Annotated in this window: 21 protein-coding genes and 1 rRNA gene; 16 read left to right on the forward strand and 6 right to left on the reverse strand. The window is 61.1% G+C overall.

Translation table 11 applies throughout. The features are described from left to right. The first annotated feature begins 55 nt into the window (after positions 1 to 55). Positions 56 to 168, forward strand: a 5S ribosomal RNA gene (gene rrf / locus AB4Z19_RS11165). 261 nt (positions 169 to 429) lie between these two features. Further along, positions 430 to 2,154, forward strand: coding sequence for a M4 family metallopeptidase (locus AB4Z19_RS11170; RefSeq protein WP_442023564.1), 1,725 nt, complete (start codon positions 430 to 432; stop codon positions 2,152 to 2,154). Between the two features lie 56 nt (positions 2,155 to 2,210). Here AB4Z19_RS11170 and AB4Z19_RS11175 read toward each other — a convergent pair whose 3' ends face one another. Continuing rightward, the gene (locus AB4Z19_RS11175) at positions 2,211 to 2,756 is read right to left on the reverse strand and encodes an acyloxyacyl hydrolase (RefSeq protein WP_442023566.1); all 546 of its coding nucleotides are present in this window, start codon (positions 2,754 to 2,756) and stop codon (positions 2,211 to 2,213) included. Positions 2,757 to 2,912: 156 nt separating this feature from the next. Here AB4Z19_RS11175 and AB4Z19_RS11180 point away from each other — a divergent pair, with 156 nt between their 5' ends. After that, positions 2,913 to 3,797, forward strand: a complete 885-nt coding sequence (locus AB4Z19_RS11180; RefSeq protein ID WP_442023584.1) for an NAD(P)-dependent oxidoreductase — start codon at positions 2,913 to 2,915, stop codon at positions 3,795 to 3,797. Between the two features lie 89 nt (positions 3,798 to 3,886). Here the strand turns inward: AB4Z19_RS11180 and AB4Z19_RS11185 are convergent, their stop codons facing one another. After that, positions 3,887 to 5,080 (reverse strand): M20 aminoacylase family protein, encoded by a 1,194-nt coding sequence (locus AB4Z19_RS11185; RefSeq protein ID WP_442023568.1) that lies wholly within the window; start codon positions 5,078 to 5,080, stop codon positions 3,887 to 3,889. A gap of 94 nt (positions 5,081 to 5,174) precedes the next feature. On the opposite strand from AB4Z19_RS11185, the gene AB4Z19_RS11190 reads away from it, so the two are divergent. From AB4Z19_RS11190 to AB4Z19_RS11210, 5 genes are all read left to right on the forward strand, one after another. Next, positions 5,175 to 7,253 carry a molybdopterin-containing oxidoreductase family protein gene (locus tag AB4Z19_RS11190; RefSeq protein WP_442023570.1) on the forward strand — a complete coding sequence of 693 codons (2,079 nt, stop codon included), beginning with the start codon at positions 5,175 to 5,177 and terminating at the stop codon, positions 7,251 to 7,253. Between the two features lie 9 nt (positions 7,254 to 7,262). Continuing rightward, a complete protein-coding gene (locus AB4Z19_RS11195; protein ID WP_442023572.1) occupies positions 7,263 to 8,393 on the forward strand; it encodes an aminopeptidase in 1,131 nt (376 codons plus the stop codon). Positions 8,394 to 8,598: 205 nt separating this feature from the next. Further along, positions 8,599 to 10,296 carry a long-chain fatty acid--CoA ligase gene (locus AB4Z19_RS11200; protein WP_442035274.1) on the forward strand — a complete coding sequence of 566 codons (1,698 nt, stop codon included), beginning with the start codon at positions 8,599 to 8,601 and terminating at the stop codon, positions 10,294 to 10,296. 38 nt (positions 10,297 to 10,334) lie between these two features. Continuing rightward, positions 10,335 to 12,005 (forward strand): long-chain-fatty-acid--CoA ligase, encoded by a 1,671-nt coding sequence (locus AB4Z19_RS11205; RefSeq protein WP_442023576.1) that lies wholly within the window; start codon positions 10,335 to 10,337, stop codon positions 12,003 to 12,005. Positions 12,006 to 12,076: 71 nt separating this feature from the next. Continuing rightward, positions 12,077 to 12,451: a glycoside hydrolase family protein gene (locus AB4Z19_RS11210; RefSeq protein WP_442023578.1), complete on the forward strand. Its 375-nt coding sequence runs from the start codon at positions 12,077 to 12,079 to the stop codon at positions 12,449 to 12,451. Between the two features lie 155 nt (positions 12,452 to 12,606). On the opposite strand, the gene AB4Z19_RS11215 is transcribed toward AB4Z19_RS11210, so the two are convergent. Both AB4Z19_RS11215 and AB4Z19_RS11220 read right to left on the reverse strand, forming a co-directional pair. Further along, positions 12,607 to 14,187: an alkaline phosphatase D family protein gene (locus AB4Z19_RS11215; protein WP_442023580.1), complete on the reverse strand. Its 1,581-nt coding sequence runs from the start codon at positions 14,185 to 14,187 to the stop codon at positions 12,607 to 12,609. Beyond that, positions 14,187 to 14,627, reverse strand: a complete 441-nt coding sequence (locus tag AB4Z19_RS11220) for an acyl-CoA thioesterase (RefSeq protein WP_442035275.1) — start codon at positions 14,625 to 14,627, stop codon at positions 14,187 to 14,189. Before AB4Z19_RS11220 ends, AB4Z19_RS11215 begins: the two co-directional genes overlap by 1 nt. Before the next feature lie 64 nt (positions 14,628 to 14,691). Between AB4Z19_RS11220 and AB4Z19_RS11225 the strand changes: the two genes are divergently transcribed. After that, positions 14,692 to 16,533: an ABCB family ABC transporter ATP-binding protein/permease gene (locus tag AB4Z19_RS11225; RefSeq protein WP_442035276.1), complete on the forward strand. Its 1,842-nt coding sequence runs from the start codon at positions 14,692 to 14,694 to the stop codon at positions 16,531 to 16,533. A gap of 12 nt (positions 16,534 to 16,545) precedes the next feature. Beyond that, positions 16,546 to 18,015, forward strand: coding sequence for a M20 family peptidase (locus tag AB4Z19_RS11230; RefSeq protein WP_442035277.1), 1,470 nt, complete (start codon positions 16,546 to 16,548; stop codon positions 18,013 to 18,015). Here AB4Z19_RS11230 and AB4Z19_RS11235 read toward each other — a convergent pair. Together AB4Z19_RS11235 and AB4Z19_RS11240 are read right to left on the reverse strand one after the other, a co-directional pair. Then, entirely contained in the window at positions 18,012 to 18,311 is a 300-nt protein-coding gene (locus AB4Z19_RS11235; RefSeq protein ID WP_442028299.1) for a hypothetical protein, read from the reverse strand. The two genes, AB4Z19_RS11230 and AB4Z19_RS11235, sit on opposite strands and share 4 nt — an antisense overlap. 129 nt (positions 18,312 to 18,440) lie before the next feature. Continuing rightward, the gene (locus AB4Z19_RS11240; protein WP_442035278.1) at positions 18,441 to 19,736 is read right to left on the reverse strand and encodes a dicarboxylate/amino acid:cation symporter; all 1,296 of its coding nucleotides are present in this window, start codon (positions 19,734 to 19,736) and stop codon (positions 18,441 to 18,443) included. A 146-nt stretch (positions 19,737 to 19,882) separates the two neighbouring features. On the opposite strand from AB4Z19_RS11240, the gene AB4Z19_RS11245 reads away from it, so the two are divergent. The 6 genes from AB4Z19_RS11245 (at position 19,883) to AB4Z19_RS11270 (ending at position 25,677) form a co-directional block, all read left to right on the forward strand. Continuing rightward, positions 19,883 to 20,608, forward strand: coding sequence for an amino acid ABC transporter ATP-binding protein (locus AB4Z19_RS11245; protein ID WP_442035279.1), 726 nt, complete (start codon positions 19,883 to 19,885; stop codon positions 20,606 to 20,608). Positions 20,609 to 20,680: 72 nt separating this feature from the next. Then, the gene (locus AB4Z19_RS11250) at positions 20,681 to 22,135 is read left to right on the forward strand and encodes an amidohydrolase family protein (RefSeq protein WP_442035280.1); all 1,455 of its coding nucleotides are present in this window, start codon (positions 20,681 to 20,683) and stop codon (positions 22,133 to 22,135) included. 118 nt (positions 22,136 to 22,253) lie between these two features. Then, on the forward strand, positions 22,254 to 23,303 hold the full coding sequence (gene pyrC / locus AB4Z19_RS11255; RefSeq protein WP_442025967.1) for a dihydroorotase: 1,050 nt from the start codon (positions 22,254 to 22,256) through the stop codon (positions 23,301 to 23,303). 2 nt (positions 23,304 to 23,305) lie between these two features. Further along, complete coding sequence (locus AB4Z19_RS11260) at positions 23,306 to 24,106, forward strand: DUF3025 domain-containing protein (RefSeq protein WP_442035281.1); 801 nt, start codon at positions 23,306 to 23,308, stop codon at positions 24,104 to 24,106. A 16-nt stretch (positions 24,107 to 24,122) separates the two neighbouring features. Further along, complete coding sequence (locus AB4Z19_RS11265) at positions 24,123 to 25,106, forward strand: Gfo/Idh/MocA family protein (RefSeq protein ID WP_442025965.1); 984 nt, start codon at positions 24,123 to 24,125, stop codon at positions 25,104 to 25,106. A 70-nt stretch (positions 25,107 to 25,176) separates the two neighbouring features. Continuing rightward, positions 25,177 to 25,677: a hypothetical protein gene (locus AB4Z19_RS11270; RefSeq protein WP_442035282.1), complete on the forward strand. Its 501-nt coding sequence runs from the start codon at positions 25,177 to 25,179 to the stop codon at positions 25,675 to 25,677. Positions 25,678 to 25,743 lie beyond the last annotated feature (66 nt).

Below are 25,743 nucleotides of genomic sequence, written 5' to 3' on the forward strand. Positions count from 1 at the left end.
CTTACTTCTTCCGGATTGCGCAGCGCGTTGAGCCAACGCGGTGCTACAAGTTATGCCTGATGACCATAGCAAGTCGGTCCCACCCCTTCCCATCCCGAACAGGACCGTGAAACGACTTTGCGCCGATGATAGTGCTGCAACCAGTGTGAAAGTAGGTTATCGTCAGGCTAGTTATTGAAAAAGCCCACCAGGCGCAGACGCCGGTGGGCTTTTTTGCTTTCTGAACCCAGGACCTGAACCAGGTGGCTGCCACGATGTGGCAGCCACCCGCTTTTGCGCCGTGGGTTACAAATGTCCTATTTGAGACAAGTGTCATCAAACTGTCTCAATTCCCAGAATTTTTGACTTCGCTTCTCCCCACCCGCTAACGTGTGCCGCACGAGATGGCATAAGCCTCCGCACATCACAACGGGACATAATGGAGAACGCATGAAAATTCGCAAGACTCTGATCGCCACCGCTATCGCTCTGGCTGCAGGCCAGGTTGGCGCCGCCAGCACGATGGCATCCCCGGTTGCTTTTTCCGCGCAGGAGAAAGCCCGCCTGATTTCCGCCTTGAACAGCGAACGCGGTAAGCACGGCCTCGACGCCGACTTCGGTTTCGCCATCGCCAGCCAGCATCCCGGTGCGAAAGGGCAGGCAATCAGCCGCCTCAATCACACTTATAAAGGCATTCGCATCTTCGAATCCGAATCGGTCGTGGTGACGGACGCCGACGGCAATATCGTCAGCGAATCGATCGGCGAGCGCCGCAAAGGCCTGGCCGGCAAGCGCATGAACCTGAAGCCTGCAATTAACGAAAAGGGCGCGATCGATGTCGTGATGAAAACCGTGCCGACCGGTAGCGGCCATATCGATCCACCGTTCGCCGAACTGGTGATCTATCCGGTGGTGATGACCGAGCGCGTCGCCGGCGCCGAGAAGAAGGCGGAGAGCGAACTGAATGCGATGGATCTGCAGGACGTGGTGTCCGGCTACAAGCTGGCCTATTTCGTGAAGACCCGTATGGTGAACGGCAATAACGCCGTCTTCCACAACACCATCGTCGACGCGCAGGATGGCTCCATCATCGAGCAGTGGAATATGGTGCAGAACGTTGTGGGTACTGGCCACAGCCAGTACAACGGCGATGTGCCGGTCAACACCACGCTGAATGGCAGCACCTATTCGATGATCGACGGCACGCGCGGCACTGGCGGCACTTTCGGTGCGATGGCGATCACCAATGCGAATCACACCACCAGCGCCGGTTCGGTGTACACCAACAGCACGAATGTCTGGGGCGACGGCAAGCAGTACATCTCCGGCGGCAGCACTACTAATGCCAACGGCCAGACCGCGGCAGTCAATGCGCTGTGGGGTTTGATGAATACCTACGACATGCTGAAGAACGTGATGGGCTGGCAGTCCCTGGACGGCAATAACACCGCCACCTACATCGCCGCTCACGTCAACACGGCATACGACAACGCCTACTACTCCGACACCTGCCGCTGCATGTACATCGGTGATGGCGGCACGTCCTTCAACAGCCTCGGTTCGATCGATGTGATCGGTCACGAAATGGGGCATGGCGTTACCGCTGCAACGTCCAATCTGACCTACAAAGGCGAGTCGGGCGGTCTGAATGAATCCGCATCGGACATCAACGGCGAAGCAGTGGAAGCCTATGCGCGCAACGGCGGCACCGGCACCGTGCTGCCTGTGCCGAGTGCAAACGACTGGATGATGGGCAAGGAGATTTCGAAGAACGGCCAGCCGCTGCGCTGGATGTGGAAGCCCAGCAAAGACGGTTCAAGCCCGGATGCGTGGAGCACATCCATCAAACGTCTTGATGTGCACTACAGCTCCGGTCCGAACAACCGCATGTTCTACTTCCTGGCCATGGGGTCAAGTTCCGTCAGCACCAGCGAATACTATTCGAAGTACCTGACGCAGGCACCGAAGGCGATGACCGGCATCGGCATCGACAAGGCTTACCGCATCTGGTTCAAGGCCAATACGACCAAGTTCACTTCGTCCACCAACTATGCGGACGCGCGCAACAAGGTGCTGGCGGCAGCGCAGGAACTGTACGGCGTGAACAGCGCGGAAGCGAAGGCTGTGCAGCGTGCTTACGCTGCGATCAATGTGGGCACCGACATCGCGGAATAAGCGCCGCATCCACGAAAAAAAACCGCTGGTTTGCCAGCGGTTTTTTCATTTGAAGATCAGAACTTGTAGGCGACGCGGACGGAGACCACATTGACGCCGCTGTTCGGCTCTTTTATACCGCCGTTGGAATAGTGCTGATACTTCGCGCCTACTTCCCAATTCTTGTCGAAGGTGTAGCCTACACCCAGGTGATCGCCGAACTCGAATGCGGTGGACAGGCGGTCGCCGTCGTTATTGTAGGTCTTCGACAGCAGGTGAGCGCCGATGCCGATCTCCGCGAAGAAGCCGGTCTTGTCGATGCTCTGGTAGCGAAGCACTGGGGTGAAGCCGATATCGGCGATGCGCTGCTTTGCGCCCGGAATGTCGTTGTACTGGCTGCCTTCCCAGTAGCCCAGTGACGCATCCCAGTAACCGGTGAGGTGGCGGCCATTCGACTCGAACCAGCTCCAGTTGGACGGCCAGTCCTTGGTAACGCCAATATGGCCCATTTTGACTTTCGCGCCGCCGGAGTATTCGGCGTACACACCGTCCACCAGATTGTCGGAAGCGAAGGCTGGTGACAGGGCCAGCGTAGCGGCAGCGGCCGCGATCAGTTTTTTCATTAGCTATTCTCTCGTGTTTTTGCTGCTGTATGCGCAGTTGCTACGGCAATGTCCCAAATTGTAGCGAGGTTCAGGAATCGCTGCTGATAACTGCTCAGTTGTTAAAATTAGCGCAATATTGTTTAAAGGGGGATTAAAGTGACCCTTCCTACACGGATTTCTTTTCTTGGCATTGGCCTGATGGGCGAGCCCATGGTACGCCGATTGCTGGCCGCAGGTTTTCCGTTACGTGCGTGGAATCGCACGCCCGGCAAAGCGGAGGCGCTGGAAGAGGCGGGTGCGCTGGCCGCGTTGACGCTGGCCGATGCGATGTCCGATGCGCAGGTCGTGATCTCGATGCTGTCTGACGGTCCGGCAGTGGGGCAGGCGATTGATGCCTGCCTGCCGTCGATGGCGCGCGGTACGCTGTGGATCGATATGAGCTCGACGCGGCAGGACGAGGCGCAGGCCTTTCACGCGAAGCTCACCGCGCATGGCTGCCGTTTTATCGATGCGCCGGTGTCCGGCGGCGTTGGCGGTGCGCAGCAAGGCACGCTGGCCATCATGGCGGGTGGCAGCGCTGCGGATTTCGCAGAGGCGCAGCCGGTGTTTGCAGCGATGGGGCGGGCGACGCTGGTTGGCCCGGCTGGCGCGGGACAGGTGGCTAAACTGTGCAATCAGCTGATCGTTGGTGGCACCATCAATATCGTGGCGGAGGCCTTATTGCTGGCGCAAGCGGCGGGCGCTGATCCAGCGGCAGTGCGCGCGGCGATACGCGGCGGCTTCGCGGAGAGCCGCGTGCTGGAGGTGCATGGACAGCGCATGCTGGAGCGGAATTTCCTGCCGGGCGGGCAGGTGCTGACGCAGCTGAAGGATCAGCACAACGTGCTCGCGGCGGCTGCAGCTGTGGGCATTGCGCTGCCGGTCACCAGCCTGGTGACGCAGCGTTATGAGTCGATCAAGGATGTGTATCCGCAGGCCGATCATTCGGCCGCCTTGCTGGCGTTGGAGCAGTTGAATCCAGGCCAGCACGTTGGCGCCGGGCCGGATAAGTTGCCGTAAGCCGCCAGCAGCGGCGGGTCGAATGACCCGCCCTACGTGGTGCGCCGGGCGCGTGCCGCTGGCGTAGGGCGGATCATTGATCCGCCATCTCAGCGCAGTGGCAGCGCCGCTTCGGCCAGGTGCACCCAGTAGCTGGCGCCGATTGGCAGCAGCTTGTCGTTGAAGTCGTAGCTGGCGTTGTGCAGCACGCAGGGACCAAGTCCGTGACCGCCGTCGCGATGATCGCCTTCGCCGTTGCCGATGAAGAGATAGCAGCCCGGTTTCTCCTGCAGGAAGAAGGCAAAGTCCTCGGCGCCCATGGTGGGTTCGACCTTATCGTCCACCTTGTCCGCGCCCACCATCGCCTTCGCGACTTCCACCGCAAACGCAGTCTCCTTCGCATGGTTCACCAGCGGCGGGTAGTTGCGTTTGAAGACAAAGTCCACTTGCGCATCGAAGGCCGTGCCGATGTTTTCCGCCAACGCCTGCATGCGCTTCTCGATCATGTCCAGCACTTCGGTGGTGAAGGTGCGCACGGTGCCGACCAGCTGCGCTTCATCAGGAATCACATTGGTCGCGCTGCCGGAGTGGATCTGAGTGATCGAGATGACCGCTGTATCCAAAGGGCTCTTGTTGCGCGTGATGATGGTCTGCCAGGCCTGAGCGATATTCACCGCGACCATGATCGGGTCAATGCCCTTGTGCGGCTGGGCCGCGTGGGCGCCTTTGCCGCGTACGGTCACGTGGAATTCGTTGGATGAAGCCATCATCGGACCTTCGCACACGCTCAGCGTGCCCGCAGCTGCGCCGGGCCAGTTGTGCATGCCGTAGATTGCGTCCATCGGGCAGCGCTCGAACAGGCCGTCTTCCATCATCTTGCGCGCGCCGGCGCCGCCTTCTTCGGCAGGCTGGAACACGAGATAGACGGTGCCATCGAAGTTGCGGTGCCTGGCCAGGTGATGCGCTGCACCGAGCAGCATGGCGGTGTGGCCGTCATGGCCGCAAGCGTGCATCTTGCCCGCGTGCTGCGACGCGTGCGGGAAGGTGTTGATCTCCTGCATAGGCAGGGCGTCCATATCGGCGCGCAGGCCGATGGCGCGTTCGGATGTGCCGTTCTTGATGATGCCGACCACACCGGTCTGGCCCATGCCGCGGATGACGGGGATGCCCCACTCAGTCAGCTTGGCAGCGACAACATCGGACGTTCTCTTTTCTTCGTAGCAGAGTTCCGGGTGCGCATGCAGATCGCGTCGGATCTGCTGCAACTCGGATTGAAACGCAATAATCGGATCGATCAGGTTCATTCTGGTGCCTCCATGGGGCCATTGTAGCCTCTGGGTGTCAGTTGGCGGAATGGTTTACGATAACGTTTTCTGCACCCGCTTCCCCGGAATTCTGATGACAAGCACACAAGTTGTTCGTGCCACCTGCCCGCACGATTGCCCCGACACCTGCGCACTCCTGGTTACCGTCGAAAACGGCGTGGCTACCGAAGTGAAAGGCGACCCGGACCATCCCACCACAGCCGGCGTGCTGTGCACCAAGGTGGCCCGCTACACCGAGCGCACGTATTCGCCGGACCGCCTGCTGCATCCGATGCGCCGCGTGGGAAAGAAAGGCGAGGGCAAATTCGAGCGCATCAGCTGGGATGAGGCGCTGGACGAAATCGCGGCGCGTCTGAAACCCCTGGCTGAGAATGAGCCGGAATCCATCGTGCCTTACAGCTATGCGGGCACCATGGGACTGGTGCAGGGCGAGTCCATGTCTTCCCGTTTCTTCAACAAGGTTGGCGCCTCGCTGCTGGATCGCACGATTTGCGCGACGGCAGGCGCCACGGGCTACAAGTACACCATTGGCGCGTCCATCGGCACGGATCTGGAGCAGTTCCAGAATGCGAAGCTGATTCTGATCTGGGGCGGCAATCCGATCGCATCCAACCTGCACTTCTGGACCCGAGCCCAGGAAGCCAAACGCCACGGCGCGAAGCTGATTGCCATCGACCCCTATCGCTCGCTGACGGCCGAGAAATGCCATCAGCACATCGCTCTGCTGCCCGGCACGGATTCCGCACTGGCTCTTGGTCTGATGCATGTGCTGATTGCCGAAGATTTGCTGGATCACGACTATATCGCGCAGTACACCGTCGGCTTTGAACAGCTGAAGGAACGGGCGGCGGAATGGACGCCGGAGCGCACCGCTGCCACCTGCGGCATTACGGTAGAAGAAGTAGTGGAGCTGGCGCGCGAATATGGCCGTACTGCCAAGGCGGGCGAGCCGGTGGCGATCCGCATGAATTATGGCGTGCAGCGCGTGCATGGCGGCGGCATGTCGGTGCGAAATATCGCCTGCCTGCCGGCGCTGGTCGGCGCCTGGCGTCACGCAGCAGGCGGCGTGCAGTTGTCGACCAGCGGTATCTTCCCGAAAAACCTGCCGGCCCTGCAGCGTACGGATTTGCTGAAGAAGCAGCCGCGCACTATCAATATGGTGACCATCGGCGACGACCTGCTGCGTCCTGCCTCGCCGGAATTCGGCCCGCAGATCAAGGCGCTGATCGTCTACAACTCCAATCCCGTGGCGGTGGCGCCGGATTCGCCGAAAGTGGCGGCCGGTTTCGCGCGGGAAGATCTGTTCACCGTGGTGCTGGAACACTTCCAGACCGACACCGCCGACTACGCCGACATCGTGCTGCCTGCGACGACCCAGCTGGAGCACGTAGACATTCACAACGCTTATGGCCACCTCTACATGATGGCTAATAATGCAGCGGTGGCGCCGATGGGCGAGTCCAAGCCGAACACCGAAATCTTCCGTCTGATCGCGGCGCGCATGGGCTTTGATGATCCGTGTTTCAAGGACAGCGATGACCAGCTGGCATCGATCGCTTTCCGCAAGAACGATGCGCGCGCGGTGCACTTTGACTGGGAGTCACTCAAGCAAAAGGGTTGGCAGAAACTGGCGGTACCAGATGCGCCCTTTGCGTATGGCAATTTCCCCACACCATCAGGAAAATGCGAGTTCTACTCGGAAAGCATGCTGCGCGATGGTCTGGACCCGTTGCCGGCCTATATTCCGAACTACGAATCGCATGCATCCAGCCCGGAACTGGCGGCAAAATACCCGCTTCAGATGATATCTCCGCCAGCCCGTAACTTCCTGAACTCGACCTTTGTCAACGTGCAAAGTCTGCGTGCAACGGAGGGCGAGCCGCACCTCGATATCCACCCTGACGATGCGGCAACACGTGGCATCAATCCCGGCGATCCGGTGCGCATCTTCAACGATCGTGGCTCCTTCGTGTGCAAGGCGCGCGTGACGGCCAAGGCCCGAAAAGGCCTGGTTGTGGGCCTCTCGATCTGGTGGAAGAAGCTGGCCAGGGATGGCAAGAACGCCAACGAGGTCACCAGCCAACGGCTGACTGACATGGGTCGCGCGCCCACGTTTTACGATACACTGGTCCAAGTGGAGAAAGCTGCTTGAGACTGATGTATGCGCACAATTGCACGCCTGAAAATACGCGCCAGATATCTGGTGACGGGGGGCGTGTGTGCCCTGGCGCTGGTGGGTTGTGCGCAGTTCAAGTATTACTTCCAGGCGGCGCAAGGCCAGTATTCGCTCTGGTCTGACGCCCGCTCCATCGACGACTGGCTGGGCGACCCGGCCACCGAGCCGAAGCTCCGGGCGCGGCTGGAAAAGGCCCGTCTGATACGCCATTTTGCAGTCAAGGAACTGCACCTGCCGGACAACGACAGCTACAAGAATTACGCCTCCCTGAAGCGGCAGTATGTGCTGTGGAATGTGGTCGCCACCCCGGAGCTGTCCTTGCGTCCCATTCAGTGGTGCTTCCCCATTGCCGGTTGCGTAAGCTACCGCGGCTATTACGATAAGGCGGATGCCGAATCCTACGCGGACGAGTTGCGCAAGGAACGCAATGACGTTTCGGTGGGCGGCGTGCCGGCCTACTCGACTCTGGGCTGGTTCAGCGATCCGCTACTGTCCACCTTCATCAACTATTCCGACGCTGAACTGGCGCGCATGGTGTTCCACGAACTGGCGCACCAGATCGTCTACATTCAGGGCGATTCCAAATTCAACGAAGCCTTCGCTACTGCGGTGGAAGAGGCCGGTGTGCAGCGCTGGCTGGACATCTACGGCAACGACGCCATGCGCGAAGCCTATGCCCGCTACAGCGCGCGGCGCCAGGACTTTCTGGCCCTGCTGGTCAGGCACCGCCAGATGCTGGCCGATAACTACGCCAGCAAATCCACGGTGAAGCACAAGCGCGAGGAAAAGGCGCGGATCTTTGCTTCGCTGCAAGACGAGTACAAGGTTCTGAAGGCAAACTGGGGTGGCTACAACGGCTACGACCGCTTCTTCGCAGAACCGCTCAATAATGCGCAATTGGCATCTGTTGCCACCTATAATGACTTGCTGCCCGGCTTCCGTGCGCTGCTTGCAAAAGAGAAAGACTTTCCGCACTTCTATGCTGCGGTGCGCAATATGAGCAATCTGCCGTCGGTTGAACGGAATGACAGACTGCAACAACTGGCGCAATCCGCGGCACATGGCGCCGAAACGACAACTGCCGCTGCGCAAAAGGAACCTAGCGGCTTGAACTGACGCTGCGCTGCAGCAGAAAGGCCGCTAGAGGACCGACACCAAATCCAACAAATCACTTGCCGAATGGCCTGCACGCACGATAGCATCTACGTTGCAGATATAGAACGGGCGTTCTTTTTTCTGACGAAGACCCGCCTGCCGCCCGGCCCTGTGCAGCCGCGCGACCCAAATACATAACGATAATTACCGAGACAAAGAGGCACAGATGGACAAAATTTGGCTGAAGTCGTACCCCCCAGGTGTTCCGTCAGAGATTGACCCCACTCAGTACCGTTCGCTGGTTCATCTGCTGGAAGAGTCCTTCCAAAAATATGCGGCACGAAATGCTTTCGTCTGCATGGACAAGTTCATCACCTACGCACAGCTGGACGACTATTCGCGCCGCCTCGGCGCCTTCCTGCAAAGCCGCGGCATGAAGAAGGGCGCGCGTGTCGCCATCATGATGCCGAACGTGCTGCAATACCCGATCGCGATTGCCGCCATCCTGCGCGCCGGCTACACGGTCGTGAACGTGAATCCGCTATACACCCCGCGCGAGCTGGAACACCAGCTGAACGACTCCGGGGCGGAAGCCATCATCATCCTGGAAAACTTCGGCCATACCCTGGAGCAGGTGCTCACCCGCACTTCGGTCAAGCACATCATCGTCGCCAGCATGGGCGAGATGCTGGGCGGCCTGAAAGGCATGATCGTCAACTTCGTGGTGCGCAGCGTGAAGAAGATGGTGCCCGCTTTTTCCCTGCCGAACGCGATGCGCTTCAAGGATGCGATGCGCCATGGCGGCGGCATGAAGCTGACGCCGGTCGAGCTGCGCCACGAAGATGTGGCCTTCCTGCAGTACACCGGCGGCACAACCGGCGTCTCCAAAGGCGCTACGCTGACCCACCGCAATATCATCGCCAACCTGCTGCAGACCGAAGCCTGGGGGCAGCCCGGCCTGAAGCGCCCGCCAGTGGTGGAGTCGATGACCATTGTCTGCGCACTGCCGCTGTACCACATCTTCGCGCTGACGGCCTGCGCGATGTGGGGCATCCGCATTGGTGCACTGAATGTGCTGATCCCGAATCCGCGCGATATCGGTGGCTTCATCAAGGAGCTGGCGAAGTACGAATTCAATATGCTGCCGGCCGTGAACACGCTGTACAACGCGCTGCTGAATCACCCCGACTTCAAGATGCTGGACTTCTCGCATATGAAGATGGCGAATGGCGGCGGCATGGCGGTGCAGCAGTCGGTGTCCGACAAATGGCTGGCCACGACCGGCGGCGCGATTATCGAAGGCTATGGCCTGTCCGAAACCTCGCCGGTGGCGACCTGCAATCCGGCCGACAGCACGGCCTTCTCCGGCACCATTGGCCTGCCGGTGCCATCGACTGATATCGCCATCCTGGACGATGCGGGCCAGCCGGTGCCGCTCGGCCAGCCTGGCGAGATCGCGATTCGCGGTCCGCAGGTGATGGCGGGCTACTGGAACCGTCCGGACGAAACCGCGCGCGTGATGACGCCTGATGGCTTCTTCAAGTCCGGCGATGTGGGCGTGATGGACGAACGCGGCTACGTGAAAATCGTCGACCGCAAGAAGGACATGATCCTGGTCTCCGGCTTCAATGTGTATCCGAATGAAGTGGAAGGCGTGGTGGCCAGCCATCCGGGCGTGCTGGAATGCGCCTGCGTCGGCGTGCCGGACGACTACTCGGGCGAAGCGGTCAAGCTGTTCGTGGTGCGCAAGGACCCGGACTTGTCCGTCGATACCCTGATGGCCTTCTGCAAAGAGAACCTGACCGGCTACAAGAAACCGAAATACATCGAGTTCCGCGAGGAGCTCCCTAAAACGAACGTCGGCAAGATCCTGCGCCGCGCTCTGCGTGACGAGGCTCCGGCCGACAACAAGAAGGCTGCATAAAGCGCGGCCCTAGTCATGAACGAAAGATGAGGCATTGAATGGAAAAAATCTGGTTGAAGTCCTACCCCGAAGGCATGCCGACGGAGATCGACCCGTCGCAGTACCGCTCCATCACGCATTTGATGGAAGAGGCCTTCCAGAAGTACGCCGACCGCAATGCCTACGTCTGCATGGACAAGTTCATGACTTACGCCCAGCTGGACCAGATGTCCCGCCAGTTCGGCGCATGGCTGCAGTCGAAAGGACTGAAGCCGGGCGCCCGCGTGGCGATCATGCTGCCGAACGTGCTGCAGTATCCGGTGGCGATGGCGGGCATTCTGCGTGCAGGTTACACGGTGGTGAACGTCAATCCGCTGTATACACCGCGTGAACTGCAGCACCAGATCAACGACTCCGGCGCTGAAGCCATCCTGGTACTGGAAAACTTCGCTACCACCGTGCAGCAGGTGCTGGGTGCGACGCCGCTCAAGCACGTGATCGTGGCCAGCATGGGTGAGCTGCTGGGTGCCGTGAAGGGCACCATCGTCAATTTCGTCGTGCGCAATGTGAAGAAGCTGGTGCCGGCTTATTCGCTGCCGACCGCAGTGACTTTCAAACAGGTGCTGTCCGAAGGTTCGCGCATGACGCTGAAGCCGGCCGAGATCAAGCCTGACGATATCGCCTTCCTGCAGTACACCGGCGGCACGACCGGCGTTTCCAAGGGCGCCGTTCTGCTGCACCGTAACGTTGTGGCGAACGTGCTGCAGAACGAAGCCTGGCTGAATATGAAGAGCGACGGCGAACAGATGGTGTTCGTGGCTGCGCTGCCGCTGTACCACATCTACTCGCTGACCATCAGCGCCTTCATGGGCATGCGCACCGGCGGCCTGAATGTGCTGATTCCGAACCCGCGCGATATTCCGGGCTTCGTGAAGGAGCTGTCCAAGTACCGCGTTGTTGTTTTCCCGGCAGTGAACACTTTATACAACGCTTTGCTGAATAATCCCGACTTCGCAAAACTGGATTTCTCCAGCTACAAGATCGCCAACGGCGGCGGCATGGCCGTGCAGCAGTCGGTAGCGGATCGCTGGCTGAAAGTAACTGGCACGCCAATTATCGAGGGCTACGGCCTGTCGGAAACTTCGCCTGTCGCCACTGCGAACCGCGTCGATATCAAGGAGTTTACGGGTACTATTGGTTTGCCGATCCCCTCGACTGAAGTGACGATTCTGGATGATGAAGGTAATGAAGTAGCCCTTGGTACTGCTGGCGAAATCGCGATTCGCGGTCCGCAGGTGATGGCCGGCTACTGGAACCGTCCGGAAGAAACCGCAAAATCGATGACACCTGATGGCTTCTTTAAGACAGGTGACGTTGGCATCATGGACGAAAATGGCTACACTCGTATCGTAGACCGCAAGAAGGACATGATCCTGGTTTCCGGCTTCAACGTTTATCCTAACGAGATTGAAGGCGTGGTGGCGGCGCATCCTGGTGTGCTGGAAGTGGCGTGCGTCGGCGTGCCGGACCAGCATTCGGGAGAAGCCGTCAAGCTGTTCGTGGTGCGGAAAGATCCAAACCTAACAGCTGAAGCACTGATGGAGTTCTGCAAGCACGAACTGACCGCTTACAAGAAACCGAAGTACATCGAGTTCCGCGACGAGCTGCCGAAAACGAACGTCGGCAAGATCCTCCGTCGCCAGCTGCGCGACGAAAAGAAGGCTGCCTGATTTAACACAAATCCGGCCTTCGGCGCAGAAGTACAGTTTGATGATTAACCGTACACTAGCCGGAGGCCGAAATGGCATTCGCCAACCCGAACCATCTGCTGCATCTGAGCCCCGAAGGCCGCCGCCGATTGCGCGAGCTTGAGGGCGCTCACGACGACATCGACTCCTCCTTCAGTGAATCCATCCGCGTGGTGGAACGCGCCGTGCAGCGCCAGATCAGTCATCAGCACCTGACGCAGGAACAGTTCGACGCGCTGGTCAGCTTTACTTTCAATACCGGCGCCAGCGGCGCGATGCTGGTGCTGCGCCGGGTGGACGCAGGCGACTTCGACGGCGCTGCCGATGCGATGGAGCGCAGCATCCACGCCCACGTGGACGGCAAAGTGGTGCGCGTGTCCAGTCTGGCCGAACGCCGGCGCGAGGAAAGCGCGCCATTGCGAAGCTGATGGCGCGGCGCGCCCGGTTGGGCGTGCCGCTGCACCTCAGCTAGACGGTGGCAGGACCGGCTACTCCTGACCTGCGAATTGCTTACGATGGTTTCATCGTACACATTGCGTGTGCCCTTCAACAGATCCAATTCCCTGGAAAACAGGGACCCACTTTACTGAGCAATCAATCCGGGCTGTCCGTCGCGGACGGTAAAGGATGCGAGCGTGGCTACGTTGCTGGCCTTGTCGCGTACATCGTCCAGCGCCTGGAACTGGACTGTGCAGCGCTCAGGACGAATGTCGAACAGCATGAAACCGCGCCGGTCGCTGCGGCCGAACTTCAGCGCCGGGTTCATGGCGACATACTGTGCGGTGCGCTCCTGAGGGCGAGAACTGGACGTGATCGACGTACCGCAGAATTCGGTCGCCACCAGGCGGTTGCCGTCGCCACGCGGGCGTGTCGCATCGCGCGCCAGTTCAGCGGCATAGAAAGTGTGTACGTCGCCGGACAGCACCAGCGGATTGCTTGCACGGCTGGATTCCAGCGCATCCAGCAAACGCGCACGGCCGGCCGCGTAACCATCCCAGCCATCAGTCCAGAAGCGTCCATCACCGTCGCTATGGATTGGCACTTGCGAAGACTGCGCCATCAGCGTTTGCTGCGCGAGGATATTCCACTGCGCGCGTGAGCTTTGCAGTCCTTCTGCCAGCCATGCTTCCTGCTGCATGCCCAGCATGGTACGGCGCGGATCGGCCAGCGCGGCGCAGGCGCGCCGATACACGGAAGACGAGCCGCCGCGTCCCTGTGGCTGGCAGGCATGCACGGAACGGTACTGGCGCGTATCGAGCACGTGGAAGCGCGCCAGTCTCCCCCAATCGTAGCGCTGGTACATGCGCACTTCGCCCAGGCCGGGCGTAAAGTTCAGGCGCACCGGCTGATGTTCGTAGTAGGCTTGATAGGCTGCGGCGCGGCGCTGCGGGAAATTTGGCGACAGCAGTTCGTCGTGCAACGGATCGTAGTCGTTGGAGACTTCGTGATCGTCCCAGGTCACGATCCACGGCGCTGCCTGGTGCGCAGCCTGAAGATCGGGATCGGACTTGTACTGCGCATAGCGGGTGCGGTACTCGGCCAAAGTGAAGCTTTCATCGCGGCGCACGGCGTGCGCGGGATGTTCCAGGCTGTAGTGTCCCCATTCGTAAATGTAATCGCCGAGGAAAGCCACCAGATCCGGCGCAGCCGCTGCAATATGGCGATGGGCGGCGTAGAAGCCGAAATCCCAGTGCTGGCAGGAGGCCGCAGCCAGCTTCAATTGCATCGGCTGCTCGCCTGCGGCGGGCGCGGTGCGCGTGCGCCCGACCGGGCTGACCGCGTCGCCCAGCATGAAGCGGTACCAGTACCAGCGTCCGGCGCGCAGACCACGCACGTCGACGTGCACACTATGCGCCAGTTCCGGCGCGGCGGTAGCTGTGCCGCGCGCGGCGATGTTGCGGAAGGCTTCGTCCTCCGCCACTTCCCAGCGCACGGCCATGGCAAGGGACGGAGTGCCCGCCGCGTTCAATGGGTCATGCAGGATGCGGGTCCAGAGGATGACGGAATCGGGCAGTGGCGAGCCGGAAGCGACGCCGAGGGAGAAGGGATAAGCGCCGTTGCCATGGCGCGCAGCCTGGGTAGGGAAGGCGCCGGCTTGCGCCATCGCGGCAAGCGCCGCGAGCCGGGCGCCGCGCAACAGCAGTTGTCGGCGCCCCTGATCCATCAATGTTCGAGCAGGCTTTCGATCGGCGGTACCTGGCGCGGTTTGCGGTCCGGGCCGGTGGCCACATAGGTCAGAATGGCTTCCGTGACCTTCACCGTCACGGCTTGCAGGCGGTTGCGCTCCGCGTAGACTTCCACCTTCACAGTGATCGAAGTGTTGCCGACTTTGACGATGTCGGCGTAGAAGGACAGCAGATCGCCCACAAACACGGGCTGCTTGAACAGGAATGAATTCACCGCCACCGTTGCTACGCGGCCGTTGGCACGGCGCGTTGCCGGCAGGGAGCCGGCAATGTCGACCTGGGACATGATCCAGCCACCGAATACGTCGCCGTAGACATTGGCGTCGGCAGGGGCGGGCATCACGCGCAGCTCGGGCATTTTGCCTGCGGGGAGGTTGTTATTGACGGGGGCGGAAATCTGTTCTTGTGGAGTGCTCATCGTGAAATCTCGTGTGGGGCTACAATTGATCGAATTGTAAACCACGAAGCACAAAGCCATCGCCATGCGCCGTTATCCGAATTCTCCACCGCCGCCCGACAGTAAAGCCCGCGCTGACCGCGGCGACATTGCAACTCTGAAAACATTACTGCCCTACCTATGGGTGTACAAATGGCGTGTGCTGGCGGCCTTGCTGGCGCTGGTCGGCGCCAAGCTGGCCAACGTCGGGGTGCCGGTGGTGCTCAAGCACCTCGTGGACCAGATGACGATTTCGCCGTCCAATCCGAAAGCCTTGCTGGTGCTGCCGGTGGCCGCGTTGATCGCCTACGGTGCGCTGCGGCTGTCGACCACCCTGTTCACGGAGCTGCGTGAATTCCTGTTCGCGCGCGTCACGCAGCGCGCGGTGCGCACCATCGCGCTGAAAGTGTTCCGCCATTTGCATTCGCTGTCCCTGCGCTTCCACCTGAACCGCCAGACGGGCGGCATGACGCGCGACATCGAGCGCGGTACGCGCAGCGTGGGCTCGCTGATTTCCTACACGCTGTTCAATATCCTGCCGACACTGGTGGAGATCACGCTGGTGCTGGGCTACCTCGTCACGCACTACGACATCTGGTTCTCGGTGATCACCTTCTGCGCGCTGGTGACCTACATTACCTTCACCGTGCTGGTGACGAACTGGCGCACGCATTTCCGCCGCACGATGAACGACCTCGATTCGAAGGCCAACAGCAAGGCGATCGACTCGCTGCTGAATTACGAAACGGTGAAGTATTTCGGTAACGAGGAATACGAGGCGAAGCGCTACGACGAAGGTTTGCAGCGCTACGAGTCCGCTGCGGTGAAGTCGCAGACTTCGCTGTCCCTGCTGAATACGGGCCAGTCGCTGATTATCGCGCTGGCAGTCACGCTGATCCTGTGGCGCGCAACCCAGGGCGTCATCGACGGCAAGATGACGCTCGGCGACCTGGTGCTGGTGAATTCCTTCATGATTCAGCTGTATATCCCGTTGAATTTCCTCGGCGTGATCTACCGCGAGATCAAGCAAAGTCTGGCCGACATGGAGCGCCTGTTCTCGCTGCTGGACGAAAACCGCGAGGTGGACGATGCGCCAGGTGCGCGGCCATTGCTCACCAGCGGCGGCGCGCAAGTGCATTTCTCGCACGTGGAATTCAATTACGATCCCAAGCGCCAGATCCTGTTCGATGTGGACTTCACCATCCCGGCCGGCACCACGACTGCGGTGGTAGGCCACAGCGGTTCCGGCAAGTCCACGCTGTCACGCCTGCTGTACCGCTTCTACGAAGTCAACTCGGGCGCCATCACGATCGACGGCCAGGATCTGCGCCAGGTCACGCAAGACTCGCTGCGCCACGCAATCGGCATCGTGCCGCAGGATACCGTGCTGTTCAATGACACGATCGAATTCAACATCGCCTACGGCCGCCCCGGCGCGACCAAGGACGAAATCATTGCCGCAGCGCGGGCTGCATCCATCCACGACTTTGTTGCCAGCCTGCCGGATGGTTATGGCACCATGGTGGGTGAGCGCGGGCTGAAGCTGTCCGGTGGCGAGAAGCAGCGCGTGGCGATTGCCCGCACGCTGCTGAAGAATCCGGCCATCCTGATTTTTGACGAGGCTACGTCGGCGCTGGATTCGAAGGCGGAGCAGGCGATTCAGGCGCAGTTGAAGGAAATTGCGAAGAACCGCACGACGATGGTGATTGCGCACCGCCTGTCCACGATTGCGGACGCCCAGCAGATTCTCGTGCTGGATCATGGACGCATTGTCGAACGCGGTACGCACCAATCACTGTTGGCACGTGATGGACTGTATGCCCAGATGTGGGCACGCCAGCAGGCGAGGACGGATGAGGAGCAGGCATCGCCTGCATTGACTAACTAACGGGGGAATTAGATGGCGGTGAAGCGGGTACTCGTAGTAGCACTTGCAGGCATTGGCCTGCTGGCAGTAGCAGCAGGAGTGAATACGGCGCTGAGCGGATCGCGTCAGCTGAAGGTGGCACCGGCACCAGCGCTGGCGATCGATGAAAACGCGGCAGCACAAAGACTGGCCGAATCACTGCGCTTCACCACCATTTCAGACGCCACCGATGCGGACGCCAACGCCGCCGAATTCGACAAGCTGCACGCCCACCTCCAGGCCAGCTTCCCCAGGCTGCATGCCGCCCTGAAGCGCGAGGATGTGGGCAGCCATGCGCTGCTCTACACCTGGCAGGGCAGCGATCCCAAAGCCGCTCCCGTGATGTGGATGGCGCATCAGGACGTGGTGCCGATTGCGCCGGGCACGGAGAAGGACTGGACGCAGCAGCCTTTCAGCGGCGTCGTCGCGGACGGCTTTGTCTGGGGCCGCGGCGCCTGGGACGACAAAGGCAATCTGTATGCGCAGATGGAGGCCATCGAGATGCTGGTGGCCAGCGGCTATCAGCCCAAGCGCACCATTTATCTGGCGTTCGGCGCCGACGAGGAAGTGGGCGGCACGCGCGGTGCGGTGGCGATTGCTGCGCTGATGAAGTCGCGCGGCGTGAAGCTGGATTATGTGCTGGATGAAGGCCTGCTGGTGCTGCAAGGTGTGGTGCCGGGACTGCAGGTGCCGGCGGCGATGATCGGTGTGGCGGAGAAGGGTTACGCAAGCTACAAGCTGGATCTGTCCACTGCACCGGGACATTCGTCCATGCCGCCGCCGCAGACGGCCATCGGCATGATGAGCAAGGCGCTGGCGGATCTGGAAGCGAACCAGATGCCGGTGCACATGAAGGGGTTGCCGCAGACCAGCTTCGAGATCCTGGCGCCGGAGATGAGCGGTTTCAATCGCGTGGCACTGTCGAACTTCTGGCTGTTCTCGCCGGTGCTGGAACGCGTGATGGTGAAGACGCCGAGCGTCAATGCCCTGATGCGCACGACCACGGCGCTGACCATGGTGAATGCGGGCGTGAAGGATAACGTGTTGCCGGGCAGTGCCAGCGCCACCGTGAATTTCCGTTTGCTGCCGGGAGATACGCTGACGGACGTGAAGGACCACATGCGCAAGGTGATCGGTAATGATGCGATCCGCATCAGCGATGCCACGACTTATAACGCAGAGGCTTCGCATGTGGCCAGCGTGGATGGTGTTGCGTATGGGATTGTGAACCGCACCGTGCGCGAGGTGTTTCCCGATGCGGTGGTGGCGCCGGGCTTGATGGTCGCTGCGACTGACTCGCGCCACTTCGAAGCGGTAAGCGACAACATCCTGAAATTCGGCCCGGTCCGCGCGACCTCCGAGGACCTGCCGCGCTTCCACGGCACCAACGAGCGCATGTCCGTCAAAAACTATGGCGACATGATCCGCTTCTACCACCAGCTGGCGCGCAACAGCAACAGCTAATGTCGCCACACGGTCGCGGCCAGCCCCACCACAGCCGCGACCAGCCCAGCTACGCAGACCAGAATTGTCACGAGCAAAGTCATCATCCAGTGAAATTGCTCATCCTGTTTGCGCTCAGCCGCGTCGATTCGTGCATTCAATTTGTCGACTGCGGACTGCACGGCCGTCTGGATAGCCATTTGCACTTCCAGCCGAAGCGCGCGGAATTCATTGGTCAAGTCGCTCATTTTTTGCTCCAGCTGAGTAAGCCGATCTCCCTGGCTCGGCGGATCATCTTGTGGTGGCATGTCGTCCATGGCGAGCTCCTGATCTAGAGCTACATTGTCGGCGGGGCAGGGCTTATGGGATTTGACCTGGCGCAGGGGCGGGAGTTCAAATTAAAAAGCCCCCGGCTGGCGGGGGCTTGGTGTTGCGGCGCGGGGCGCTTATACGACGCGGCGGGCGGCAGGTTCGGCTGCGTCCGGGTTGGCAAGTTCGCCTTCCCACTTGGCCACCACGGCGGTGGCGATGGAGTTGCCGATGACGTTGGTGGCGGAGCGGGCCATGTCCAGGAAGTGGTCGATACCCAGCAGCAGCACCAGGCCTGCTTCGGGAATATTGAACTGGCCCAGGGTGGCGGCGATCACCACCAGGGATGCGCGCGGCACACCGGCCATGCCCTTGGAGGTCAGCATCAGCACCAGCATCATGGTCATCTGCGTGCCCAGCGACATTTCAATGCCGTAGGCCTGTGCGATGAACAGCGTGGCGAAGGTGCAGTACATCATCGAGCCGTCCAGATTGAAGGAATAGCCGATCGGCAGCACGAAGGAAGCGATGCGGTTGCGCACTCCAAAGCGCTCCAGGCCTTCCAGGGTCTTCGGGTAAGCCGCTTCGCTGGAAGCGGTGGAGAAGGCCAGCAGGGTTGGCTCTTTGACTTCCGACAGCAGCTTGAACACGCGGCGTCCCAGGAAGATGAAGCCGGCGGCCACCAGCACGCCCCACAGCAGCACGATGCTGGTGTAGAACTCGGCCATGAATTTGCCGTAGGTAGCCAGTACGCCCAGGCCGCTCTTGGCAATGGTGCCGGCGACGGCGGCAAATACGGCGATCGGCGCGAACTTCATCACATAGCCGGTGACCTTGAGCATGATGTGCGCCATACCGTCCAGCGCTTCGATCAGCGGTTCGGCCTTTTTGCCGACGGCAGCAGCAGCCAGGCCGAAGAACACGGAGAACACCACAATCTGCAGGATCTCGTTCTTGGCCATGGCGTCGAAGATCGAGATCGGGATCAGGTGATTGACGAATTCCTTCGGCGTCAGGCCACTCTTATTAGTCGCTACAGCCTTCGCCGCGTCGGTCAGCGAGGCGCTGGCGTTGGCGACGGTGGCCGCGGCGTTATGGCTGAACAGCTCATCGCCGGGACGGAACAGGTTCACCATGATCAGGCCCAGCGTCAGCGACAGCACGGACGCCACGATGAACCAGCCCAGCGTCTTGGCGCCGATGCGGCCCACTTCGCTGGTATCGCCCATGCGGCCGATGCCGACCACAAGGGTCGAGAAGACCAGCGGCGCGATAATCATTTTGATCAGGCGCAGGAAGCCGGTAGAGAGCAGGGACAACTTATCGGCAAATCCCGACGGATCTTCCAGCGAGACGTTGGCCGCGTAACCAGCAATGATACCCAACACAAGGCTGGCCAGAATATAAGTGGTCAGGCGATTTTTCTTTTCCATATGCAACATTCCTGTAGTGGGTTTCCCGGTCGGGGATTGCTCGTTCGGGATGAATTTGCCGTTAGAATGGTGAACTATTGAGCAAGTCCCGCAGTATCCGTGCGCCCGAAGGGGCTGTCAAGCAAGGAAAAGGCCGCAGAATAGGCATGATTGAGATAAAAGACGTCAGTAAATGGTATGGGCAATTCCAGGTGCTCACCGATTGCAACACCAGCGTTTCCAAGGGCGATGTGATGGTGATTTGCGGACCGTCCGGTTCCGGTAAATCTACCCTGATCAAGACGGTTAACGGCCTGGAACCCTTCCAGAAGGGCGAAATTGTTGTCGATGGAACATCGGTTGGCGGCAAGGACACTAATTTGTCAGCGCTGCGCGCCCGCATCGGCATGGTGTTCCAGAATTTCGAGCTGTTTCCGCACCTTTCGGTACGCGAAAACCTGACACTGGCCCAGGTCAAGGTGCTGAAGCGCAGCGAGGATGAGGCGACCGAGCGCGGACTCAAATACCTGGACCGTGTCGGCCTGCTCGCGCACAAGGACAAGTTCCCCAGCCAGCTGTCCGGCGGCCAGCAGCAGCGTGTGGCGATTGCGCGTGCCCTGTCTATGGACCCGATCGCCATGCTGTTCGACGAGCCGACTTCCGCACTCGATCCGGAAATGATCAATGAAGTGCTGGATGTGATGGTCGGCCTGGCTCAGGAAGGCATGACCATGATGGTGGTGACGCACGAAATGGGCTTCGCCCGCCGTGTCGCCAACCGCGTGGTCTTCATGGACAAGGGCCATATCCTGGAAGACTGCAGCAAGGACGAATTCTTCGGCGCGCCGCGCTCGGATCGTGCCAAGGACTTCCTGAAGCGCATCATCCACTAACGAAAGCACTGTGGCGTGGGAGCTTTCGTTACTACGTAGATGTCTTCCGCCCGCGATCGACTTCGAGTTACCATGCGCCGCATGAAAATGACATTGATCGCAAGCGCCTTGCTGGCGCTGGGCTCCGCTGCGGCGGCTGCCGAACGCATGGCGGCCGACGTCGCACTGACCCAGGCCACGATTATCGACGTTGCATCCGGACGCCTTATCCAGGGCAAGTCCGTCGTGCTGAAGGGCGACACCATCATCGCGGTGGTGGACGACAAGGCCCTGAAGAACTACGCGCCGAAGCACACTTACCAGCTCAAAGGCAAATACCTGATGCCGGGCCTGTGGGACAGCCACGTGCACTTCGGCGGCGGTCCCGCGCTGATCGAAGAAAACAAGCAGCTGCTGCCGCTCTACCTGGCCCACGGCATCACCACCGTGCGCGATTGCGCGGGGGACCTGCCGGATAGCGTGCGGGAATGGCGCGACCAGATCAACAAGGGCGAGCTGGAAGGCCCGACCATCCTGACCTCCGGCCCCAAGCTGGAAGGCTACAAGCCGCTGTGGAAGGGCACGATTGAAGTCGGTACGCCGGAGGAAGTCAGCAAGGCACTCGATTACCTGCAATCGCGCCGCGTGGATTTCGTGAAGATCACCGAAAATACCCTGAAGCCGGAGATCTACCTGGAAGCGCTGCGCCAGGCCAAAGAGCGCGGCATGCGCACTTCCGGCCACGTGCCGGTGCAGCTGACGCTGGACCAGATGTTCAACGCCGGCCTGGGCACCGTCGAACACGAATCGTACATGCTGCGCGGCGCCACGCCGCGTGAAGCCGAACTGACCGCGCAAGTCGCAGCAGGCAAGATTACCGGCCGCGAAGCGATGCGCGCCAGCCTGGAAAGCTATGACGAAGCGGCCGCGCGCGCCACCTTCCGCCGCATGGCTGCCGCAGGCACTGCCATCGTGCCGACCCTGATCGGTTCCGAAGCGACCGCCTACCTGGACCAGAACGACCACGCCCACGACGCTTACCTGCAGTACATCGGCAAGGGCCTGCGCGCCACCTATGACTGGCGCGTGCAGCGTGCCGCCAAGGATGACGCCAGCGCCATCGCCTTCCGTCACGCCCTGTATGAAAAGTCTGCTTCGCTGCTGCCGCTGATGCAGCAGGAAGGCGTCAGCATCATCGCCGGTACCGATGCAGGCTTCCTGAATTCCTTCGACTATCCGGGCCAGGGCCTGCACGATGAACTGGGCATCTTCGTCAAATACGGCCTGACGCCGCATCAGGCGCTGAATGCCGCTGTGCTGGCGGGGCCGCGCTTCCTCGGCAAGCAGCAGCGCTACGGCGCCGTGGAAGCGGGCAAAGCGGCCGACCTGCTGGTGCTGGACGCCGATCCTCTGAAGGATATCGCGGCCACCCGCAAGATCCGCCTGGTGGTCAGCCACGGCAAAGCCTATGACCGCGCCCAGCTGGACGCCATGCTGGCCAAGGTGAAGGCCTGGGTCGCCGAGCATCCCGCACCCGCCAACCCGTAGCGTGAACCTGGTGGCTGCCACGGTGTGGCAGCCACCAGCTCCTTGCCGTGGGTTCTAAGACGGCAAACGGCCCGCCGGAGCAGGTAAAATGTCGGCATTCGCAATTTGAGAGCCGCTCATGTCCGACTTCGACGCCCCACACAGCCTCACCATCACTCGCCCAGACGACTGGCACCTGCACCTGCGCGATGGCGCGACCATGGCCAGCGTGCTGCCGCACACCGCGCGCCAGTTCGGCCGCGCGATCGTGATGCCAAATTTGAAACCTCCGGTCACCACTGTCGCCCAGGCGCAGGCTTACCGCGAGCGTATCCTGGCGGCCCTGCCAGCGGGCATGAAGTTCGAGCCGCTGATGACGCTCTACCTGACCAACAACACCAGCCCGGACGAAATCCGCCGCGCCGCCGAATCCGACTTCGTGCACGCCGTGAAGCTGTACCCGGCCGGCGCCACCACCAATTCCGACGCAGGCGTCACCGACCTGGCCAACTGCTACAAGGTGCTGGAAGTGATGCAGGAAGTAGGCATGCCTTTCCTGGTGCACGGCGAAGTCACCGACCAGGACATCGACCTGTTCGACCGCGAAGCCGTCTTCATCGAGCGCATCATGCGCCCGCTGCGCAAGAGCTTCCCGGCGCTGAACATCGTGTTCGAGCACATCACCACCAAGGACGCGGCGCAGTACGTGGCCGAAGCGGAAGGCCCGATCGCGGCTACCATCACCGCCCACCATCTGCTTTACAACCGCAACGAGATCTTCAAGGGCGGCATTCGTCCGCACTACTACTGCCTGCCTGTGCTGAAGCGCGAAGAGCACCGCCTGGCGCTGGTGACCGCGGCGACCAGCGGCGATGAGCGCTTCTTCCTCGGCACCGACTCCGCGCCGCACGCACAGGGCGCGAAGGAAGCGGCGTGCGGCTGCGCGGGCTGCTACACCGCCCTGCATGCGATGGAGCTGTACGCTGAAGCCTTCCAGCGCGCCGGTGCGCTGGACAAGCTGGAAGCTTTCGCCTCCCTGAACGGTCCGGCCTTCTACGGCATGGAGCCGAACGAAGACAAGATCACACTGAAGCGCGAGCAGTGGACCCTGCCGGAAGCACTGCCTTTCGGCGACCAGCAAGTGATCCCGCTGAATGCAGGCGAAACCATCAACTGGAAAATGGCCTGACGGTGTTTGAGGCGATCGACTGGTCCCGCTCGTGGTTCGACGCGGTGCGGGATGCCGCTTGCCGCACGGACCTTGGCGCGGACAGCGTGATCGCCTCCTTCTGCGCGCAGGCCGAAGCACTCGATCTGCGCAATCACCAGGGCCTGCCGCTGCGCTTCGTGCCGCAGGCCGATCTGCCTGAAGGCACGGCCTACGAAGAATTCATTGGCGCCACGGGCGGTGTGCCAACGCGCGACAACCTGCACGACTTTTTCAACGGCCTGGTGTGGCTGACCTTCCCCCTCATCAAACGCGAGCTGAACGCCTTGCAGTCGGCGCAGATTGCGCTTGATGGCGTCGGCAAATCGCGCGGCCCGGCCCGCGATGCGGCCACTATCTTCGATGAAAACGCAGCGCTGCTGATCGTGCGCGATGATGCGGACGGCGCTGCCCTGGTCGATGCGCTGCGCAATCACCGCTGGCGTGAAGCCTTCGTCGACCGCGCCGCACAATTCGGCAAGGACGCGCAAGTCTGGCTGTTCGGCCACGCGCTGATGGAAAAGCTGGTCGCGCCCTACAAGGCCATCACGGCCCATACGCGCGTGCTGATGGCGCCGGGTGGCTACTTTGCGCTGAGCGACGTCGAGCGCCGCGCCTGGATCGATCAGCTGGTGGCGCAGCAGCTACGCACCGAAGGCTTGCACAAAGCCGGCTTCACGCCGCTCCCCGTGCTCGGCATACCGGACTGGTGGCCGCAGCAGGACGATGTATTCTATGACGACACCACGGTCTTCCGCGCGAAACGGAAACCGTCCGCAGCTTAACGCGAAAGGAAAAAGAATGGACAAAGTTATCCGCTGGGGCATTCTCGGCACCGGCAAGATCGCCAAGGCGCTGGCCACGGCATTGAAGGAATTGCCTGATGCAGAACTCGCCGCCGTTGCTTCGCGCAGTGCTGATAGCGCTAACGCCTTTGCCGCTGAATTCGGCGCCAAGCGCGCCCACAGCAGCTATCAGGCGCTGGCCGATGATCCGGACGTGGATGTGATCTACATCGCCACGCCGCACCCTATGCACCACGAGAACGCGCTGATGTGCCTGCGCGGCGGTAAGGCGCTGCTGGTCGAAAAAGCCTTCACCGTGAACCGCTGCGAGGCGGAAGATATCGTGGCGCTGGCGTGCGAGAAAAAGCTGTTCGTGATGGAAGCGATGTGGTCGCGCTTCCAGCCGGCCATTGTGGAAGCCAGGCGCCTGATCGAAGCGGGCGAGATCGGCAAGATCAGCAATATCCAGGCCGACCTGGGCTTCATGGCCGACGTGGGGCCGGAGCACCGCCTGTTCAATCCGGAGCTGGGCGGCGGCGCCATGCTGGACCTGGGCATTTATCCGCTGTCCGTATCGGCCTTCTTCCTGGGCGATGTGGCCGAAGTGAAGGCCATGAGCGTACTCGGTCCGACCGGCGTGGACGTGCAGACCAACTTCGTGCTGCGTCATAAGAACGGCGGCCTGTCCAGCTGCGCCACCAGCCTCACCGCGCGCACCGGCGCCACCTTGACCGTGTGCGGCAGCAAGGGCTTCCTGCGCCTGCACAGCCGCTTCCACCACAGCGACCGCTTCACCATCGAGCTGAATGACGGCAGCAGCCGTGAAATCCATCTGCCGCGCGTCGGCAACGGCTATGCCCACGAAGCAATGGAAGTACAGCGCTGCCTGCGCGCCGGCCTGCTGGAAAGCCCGGTGATGCCGCTGGACGAGTCGCTGTCGCTGATGGGCGTGATGGACGACATCCGCGCCCAGACCGGCGTTCGCTACGCCGCGGACTGATGTTTGTACACCACCCGATTTTGTTAAAAAATTGATATTATCGATTTTCTAATAAATTTCGGGAGGTTACATGCAAAAAGCAATTCTCTTGGCCGCTGGGGCCGCGCTTTCACTCGCCAGTATGACGGCGTCCGCCGCTTCAATCAGCTACAAGACCGAAGCGCTGGAAGTGGTGGGCGTACTGCAGGAAATCGCAGGTCCCTCGGCGCGCTGCCCGACCCAGTTCGGCGGCACCATCACCGGCCACGGCATGAGCACCACGCTCGGACCGCTGGCTTTTGTCGCCAATGACTGCATTACCCCATCCGGCGCTATCTTCACCTTCAACAAGGGCCGCTTCATCATCCTGACTGCGTCCGGTGACCAGGTCTTCGCCAGCTACAGCGGCCAGATGGTGCCAACCGGCGTCGGCACGCAGTACGCCTTCACCGGCGGCACCTTCCAGATCACGGGCGGCACCGGCCAATACATCTTCGCCACCGGCGGCGGTGCGCTTGATGGCGGCGAAGACATGGCCACTGGCGCCGGCAATATCAAGCTGACCGGCAAAATCTCGTATTGGACCTGGTAAGGGCTGATCTGCAAGGCGGCGTGCATTCAAGTAAACTGACTTTTTTGCACTAATTAACGCCTTGCC

Origin of the sequence: Pseudoduganella sp. RAF19, from assembly GCF_052114165.1 — a bacterium.
Classification (GTDB): Bacteria; Pseudomonadota; Gammaproteobacteria; order Burkholderiales; family Burkholderiaceae_D; genus Rugamonas.